The sequence below is a fragment of the Limosilactobacillus coleohominis 101-4-CHN genome, assembly GCF_000161935.1.
GTDB lineage: Bacteria > Bacillota > Bacilli > Lactobacillales > Lactobacillaceae > Limosilactobacillus > Limosilactobacillus coleohominis_A.
Window position 1 is genome coordinate 18,219 of sequence record NZ_GG698805.1, and the last position, 5,938, is coordinate 24,156.

A 5,938-nucleotide genomic window follows, 5' to 3' on the forward strand; every position below is an offset into this window, starting at 1 on the left:
ATGTCTAAATATTCATATCGGTTTAAAGTTAGCGCAGTTCAAAAGTATTTGAATGGAAGTCATAATTATGCAGTGGTTTGCCATAAATTCGCTATCGCTTCGCGAAAATAATTAAGGACCTGGGTACGTGAAGTTCAAGCACATGGCTATGAGAGCTTGGCTCCTAGCAGAAGTCATCATCGTTATTCGCTTGATTTTAAGCTACAGGTGGTTAATTACTATCGCATGCATGAGTTAAGTATAGACAAAGTAGCCGTAAAATTTAATCTAAACCCATCACAAGTTCGTTCGTGGTATTGTAAATATAAAAATGAAGGGATCGTTGGCCTTCGGCCAAAGCCTAAAGGTCGACCAGCTAAAGCCATGAATAAACGTAAAGCGATTAAGAAATCAACAATTAAACCCACTAAAGAAGAGCAATATAAACAAAGAATAGCTGATCTAGAAGCACGCATAGCCGATCAGGAAATGGAGATTGATATTCTAAAAAAATTACGAGCCCTAAGACAGCAGCGCGAAAAGAACAAGCACTAGCTATTCAAGATCTTAGGGCCAAGTATCCATTATCTAAGTTGTTAATCTATTTTGAGATTCCACGCTCCACGTTCTACGAACGTCTGAAAATTACTCAGCGCAAAGACAAGTACTATCAAGTAAAAGAAGAAATTGCGAAGCAATTTAAATACAGTAAGGAAACCTATGGTTATCGACGAATCTGGTATTGCCTTAAGAAAAAAGGATTTACATATTGTCAAGAAACTGTCCGTCGGTTGATGAGTAGCATGGGATTAAAGGTAACAGTGTACTCAGCCAAGAGTCACTATCATTCATATCACGGCCATGTGGGTAAAGTTGCCCCTAATTACTTACATCAGCAATTCAATGCCCAAAAAGCATATCAAGTTCTACATACAGATATCACTCAAATTTCTATTAATGAACAGACCAAAGGCTATTTATCACCAGTCATTGATGAAGCTAGCGGTGCCGTGGTTGCTTACGCAACTTCAACTCATCCTAATATGAATTTAGTTAGTAATATGTTGGCTGGTTTATTTAATAAACTGCCGCAAAGTAGTAATCCCATTATGCATTCGGATCAAGGATGGCAATATCAACACGCGTCGTATCAAGTATTATTACATCAGCACGGAATTACCCAATCAATGTCCCGTAAGGGAAATTGTTTAGACAACTCACCCGCCGAAAGTTTCTTTAACTTGTTAAAACGTGAGTGTTTGAATCGGGTTAAGATTACTTCATTTCAACAATTTAAAACTGTAATTGATCAGTACATTCATTGGTACAATAATGTCCGAATTTCAGTCAATAAAAAAGGAATGACACCGAATGAATATATTCGATATCATTCCAATCTTTAAAAGTTAGTAAAGTGTCCAACTTTTTTATAGCACTTCAATTTAGCAAAGGGAATTTTTTGATAATCATTTGAAAGTGAATTATCGAATTGTGGCCCCTAATACGTTTTTTAAATGATTCATAGCCCATTCAGCACCAGCTGGTGAGAACGTGGCCACGGCTGCTTGTGGAATCACAATGTGGTAATCTAGGTTGTAGGCACTGATTGCGGTGTGGAGGACACAAATATCAGTGCAGACACCAGCAATCCAGACTTCATCAATCCGCCGTTCCCGCAGGTAGTTATCCAAATTGGTGTTTTGGAAGGAGGAGTAACGGTTCTTATTGAATTTGTAGACATGGGAATCGTCATGATGTTGATCAAACCAGCTGCCGACTTGGCCGTATAGTTTCTGACCGGTCGTCCCAATAATATTATGGGCCGGATATAGTTTGGTTTCTGGATTGAATGGGTCATTAAGCCGGTGACCATCAGTGGGAAAGATCACATAATCATGCTGGGTTAAGAATTGATCGGCTAACCGCATAATTTCTGGGGCCAACGTCTGCGCTGGCTTGCCAACCGTTAGTGATCCCTTATCAGCCACAAAGTCGTTTGTATAGTCAATAATTAAGAGCGCTTTAGCCATCTTAATATTCCTCCGTAAATTGGGCTTTAGTAATTAACTGTTCTTGCAATTCAGCCAATGTAGCTGTTAAGTAAACTGGGTACCGATCTGGGTTAACTAACCGTTTTGTGGCTTCTGGTAATTCTGCTACTTGATCCATTGAGAATTGCTGAATCTTAAAGAGATCATTTTCGATTGGGGAAGCATTGGAACCCAGATATTCTTGCATCAATGGCTTAGCATTAAAGTTAGTCAGAACTTGGCTAGCGTGTGTGGTTGCCGAATTAGCATTAACCACTTTCAATGGAGCCGTAATGTGCTCACCAGCCAGGCCAATTACATCGGCGATCGCTTGATGTAGGTTATCTTGCCGGTAAATCCGGTAAACTTGCTTGTTACCAGGCAGGGTGATCTTTTCTCTGCTATCACTAACCTTAATTTTGGGGATCCATTGATCATTAATCTTTTCTTCGGCGAGCTTATAAACGCCACTTAATACCGGACTGGAGGAACTGGTAATTAAACGTTCCCCAATCCCAAAGTTATCAATTGGAGCTCCTTCATCCAACAACGACTTAACTACATGCGCATCAAGGGCATTTGAAGCTGTAATCTTTGCCTTAGGGAAGCCGGCATCATCGAGCATCTTCCGGGCTTTGATGGCTAATTGCGAAATGTTACCGGAATCGATCCGGATCCCGACTGGTTGGTGCCCTTGAGCGCTAACTTGCTTGAAGACCCGAATCGCGTTCGACACTCCTGACTTCAAGACATCATAAGTATCAACGAGCAAGGAAACTTTGTCAGGATAAACCTTGGCCCAAGCTTGAAAGGCACTTAATTCATCAGAGAAGCTTTCGACCCAGGCATGTGCCATTGTGCCGGCCGCGGGGATATTAAATTGACTGGCTGCTTGTAAGTTCGACGTGCTGGTACAACCGCCGATCACCGCGGCCCGCGCCCCATACGTGGCGGCATCAGGGCCTTGCGCCCGTCGCGCACCAAATTCCATAATTGGTCGGCCTTGAGCGGCATGGTTGATTTGCCAAGACTTCGTCGCAATTAATGATTGATGGTTAATGATGTTTAGAATAAAGGTTTCTAACAGCTGGGCTTCAATCAACGGTCCACTAATTGAAATAATTGGTTCCCGTGGGAAAACAGGGGTTCCTTCTGGTAAAGCCTTAATCGAGCAGTGATTTTTAATCTTGCTCAGGTAATCCAAAAACTCGGGAGTAAATTCATTCAGGGAGTTCAGGTATTCAATATTCTCCTTAGTGAAATGCCAATTTTGAACTTGTTCTACCACTTGCTGGAGACCAGCGACAATGACAAAACTACCGTTATCGGGAACCCGGCGGTAGAAGACGTCGAAGCGAGCTTGTCGATCATGGGGTAGGGTAGCGTAGTACCCATTGGCCATGGAAAATTCATATAAGTCGGTTAATAGTTGTAGATTCATCTTAAATTCTTCCTTTTAAGTCAACCATACTTTAATTTGGCTAAAAATAAAAGTATGGTTGACTTTTATTTACTTATAGTATAAATACTTTGCAGCAAAATGCAAATGATGCCCTTTAGTTAAGTTGGTAGAGCTTTGGTGGCCGCCCAGAATGGTTCAAAGTGGCGGCCCCGACTTCTTTGAAGAGGTGGTTGTGAGTTTTCTTAAAGTTGGAATTATCAATCTTGTCAATTGTCGTACCTAAGAAAGCCGCAAAGACTTCGCGCGCTTGGCGCAGGGTAAAGGTATTACCTAAGATTCGAAGAATTTGGGGTTGATAGTCCAGCTTGTTTTTAATCCGATTAATGGCGGTGGTAATGATTTGAATATGATCAAAGGCCAGGTGACCAGCGGGACTTAGGATAATCTCCTGTTGGTCATGGGTGCTCACATAGTTGCCCTGATCTTTATCAAGCACGAACCATTGGGCATCTGTGGCCCCATACCCTGGATGCAATTTTGGGGTTGATGGTAAATAGATCATATATGCGAGTGCCAGTGCCCGAGTTCCCGTAACCCGCTTGGGATCTGTAAAGGTGGCCAGTTGTTCGGTTGAATTCATCGGAACTTGCAGGCCAATTTTATCGTCAATTAGACGAATGCAGGCCGCGTCGGCACTCTCTTTACTCCGCAAGAGGGTTTCGGGGAGGGCCCAATGTCCCTTTAGAGGTTCATCTGCCCGCTTAATCAATAGTAATTGTGGTCGGTGTAATTCAGTATTAAAACTCCAAATGACGTTGGTGATGGTCACCAATGGCCGGGCAATAATTTCACTATCCAATTGACGCTCCTCCCTTCATAATTATTAACTCAACTCTATTTTAGCATTTCTCGGCCACTAGTAATTGCGCAGTCGCTTTAAATCATGTTTGACGAGGATTGCTAAATTTTGAATGGTGATCGATGTCGGATGGGCTAACCATAAGCGAAAAGTATTCCAGAAAATACCGACGGCAATGCGGGTCATATATTCAACTTTTGGTATCGTTAGTGACATCGATGTTTCAAGCAACACTGGGGTGGCGGAGATGGAAACGCCGAAATAAAACCGGCATCGTTTGGTTAGCATTATCCAAGATCTTATAGCTTAAACCAGCTTTAACTAACAAAGCCAATTTAGCTGAGTGAGCTGGCCAGTAAGTAAAGAAGTCATCGATGATGGGGGTTAACTTGCAAGATCCAATCAGTGTATTTCTTTAGTAAGGAAATAACATACTGATTAATCACATCGTCTTTGCTTTTGAAATTCCGGTAAAAAGTCCGCCGGGAAATATGGGTTTGGTTACTAATATCGATCACGAAAATTTCTTGGTACGGCTTAACGGTTAATAATTTTTTACAGGCTCAAGCCAAAGAATAATCAGCTTTTATTGAGCTACTTAAACAGCAGTTAGAGGTTAAGGACGAACAGATTGCAACGACTAATAGGATTGCCAATCAAGCACAACAATTAGATTTAACTACACACAAACAATCACAACCATCATTACCTCAACAAACCGAATCTGAACACCCGCACAATAAAAAGCATGGATTGTTATTGTGAATAACACATTAATCAACAAGTTTGATCAGCTGATTACTTATACGAACAGGCGGAGTGTCTGAAAAGATACTCTTTTTTATACTGGTTTTTAATTTAGGGTCCATTTTATAAATAACCCCTCAAGAATCCTGAAAAATAAACCCTAATTTCTAGTTAGGGTTTATTATTTTAATATATGTGATTATTCACCTTGACTTTGCGGGTTAAAAGCCACTGACAAGATGTAATTAGCCAGTTGATGGTTGGCAATATCATGAACCTTAAACAGTGTCCACACCCGTTCATCAGGTTGGGTATCTTGTAAGTACTGTCGAATGGCCGCCCAGTACGGTTTAATTCGTTGAATATCCAAAAATAGGATCCCCATATTCAACAAACATCGTCGCTCAGCGTCATCAAGTTGCATACCGCTTGTAATTGTAAGTCTTCGTCCGTTTCCGCAATGATTTCCTGATTATTTTTGAGCATAGTAATAGCCTGCAAGATTTATTTTTTGTCACAAATCCTGTTCGGCGCTCGTGAGCGCCTTTAGTAAAAGCCATCTTTAACTCAAGAGACTTCTGCTGCCATGATATAATTAAAGGGCTGTCACATTCTCACTTAGAATCCACTTTCTAATGTTGGGAGGTGAGAACCAATGAATTTCCTGATAACCTATCTTTTACACTATTTATCACAATTATCCCTCGTGGTAGTTCCCGTTTACCTGGCGGATTGGTTAAGCCATCGTAAGTGATAATAGTCAGTGACAGCATCTAACCCACAATTAAAGCCCCTTGGTAATTATGGCGGATTACCGAGGGGCTTTTGTGTTAGTGAGAACCAAATGCATAATCCTCACCTATCTTTTACACTTATATTATAACATGAACCAACTAAAGGACAATTAACATGAAACAACTA

The 5,938-nt window shown here is 41.1% G+C and carries 8 protein-coding genes; 2 read left to right on the forward strand and 6 right to left on the reverse strand.

What is annotated here, in order from left to right; translation table 11 throughout:
• The first annotated feature begins 207 nt into the window (after positions 1 to 207).
• Together HMPREF0501_RS08605 and HMPREF0501_RS06500 are read left to right on the forward strand one after the other, a co-directional pair.
• Positions 208 to 534: a helix-turn-helix domain-containing protein gene (locus HMPREF0501_RS08605; RefSeq protein WP_223206794.1), complete on the forward strand. Its 327-nt coding sequence runs from the start codon at positions 208 to 210 to the stop codon at positions 532 to 534.
• 38 nt (positions 535 to 572) lie between these two features.
• Positions 573 to 1,382, forward strand: a complete 810-nt coding sequence (locus HMPREF0501_RS06500; RefSeq protein WP_006917121.1) for an IS3 family transposase — start codon at positions 573 to 575, stop codon at positions 1,380 to 1,382.
• A 78-nt stretch (positions 1,383 to 1,460) separates the two neighbouring features.
• Here the strand turns inward: HMPREF0501_RS06500 and HMPREF0501_RS06505 are convergent, their stop codons facing one another.
• The 6 genes from HMPREF0501_RS06505 to HMPREF0501_RS09130 form a co-directional block, all read right to left on the reverse strand.
• Positions 1,461 to 2,009, reverse strand: a complete 549-nt coding sequence (locus tag HMPREF0501_RS06505) for a cysteine hydrolase family protein (RefSeq protein ID WP_006917122.1) — start codon at positions 2,007 to 2,009, stop codon at positions 1,461 to 1,463.
• Between the two features lies 1 nt (position 2,010).
• Positions 2,011 to 3,450 (reverse strand): nicotinate phosphoribosyltransferase, encoded by a 1,440-nt coding sequence (locus HMPREF0501_RS06510; RefSeq protein ID WP_006917124.1) that lies wholly within the window; start codon positions 3,448 to 3,450, stop codon positions 2,011 to 2,013.
• A gap of 115 nt (positions 3,451 to 3,565) precedes the next feature.
• Positions 3,566 to 4,270: an NUDIX hydrolase gene (locus tag HMPREF0501_RS06515; protein ID WP_006917125.1), complete on the reverse strand. Its 705-nt coding sequence runs from the start codon at positions 4,268 to 4,270 to the stop codon at positions 3,566 to 3,568.
• A gap of 57 nt (positions 4,271 to 4,327) precedes the next feature.
• Positions 4,328 to 4,558 (reverse strand): hypothetical protein, encoded by a 231-nt coding sequence (locus HMPREF0501_RS09025; protein WP_191975872.1) that lies wholly within the window; start codon positions 4,556 to 4,558, stop codon positions 4,328 to 4,330.
• An 80-nt stretch (positions 4,559 to 4,638) separates the two neighbouring features.
• Positions 4,639 to 4,788: a TetR/AcrR family transcriptional regulator gene (locus HMPREF0501_RS09375; protein WP_263598702.1), complete on the reverse strand. Its 150-nt coding sequence runs from the start codon at positions 4,786 to 4,788 to the stop codon at positions 4,639 to 4,641.
• 428 nt (positions 4,789 to 5,216) lie between these two features.
• The gene (locus HMPREF0501_RS09130) at positions 5,217 to 5,387 is read right to left on the reverse strand and encodes a hypothetical protein (RefSeq protein WP_223206792.1); all 171 of its coding nucleotides are present in this window, start codon (positions 5,385 to 5,387) and stop codon (positions 5,217 to 5,219) included.
• Between the last annotated feature and the right edge of the window lie 551 nt (positions 5,388 to 5,938).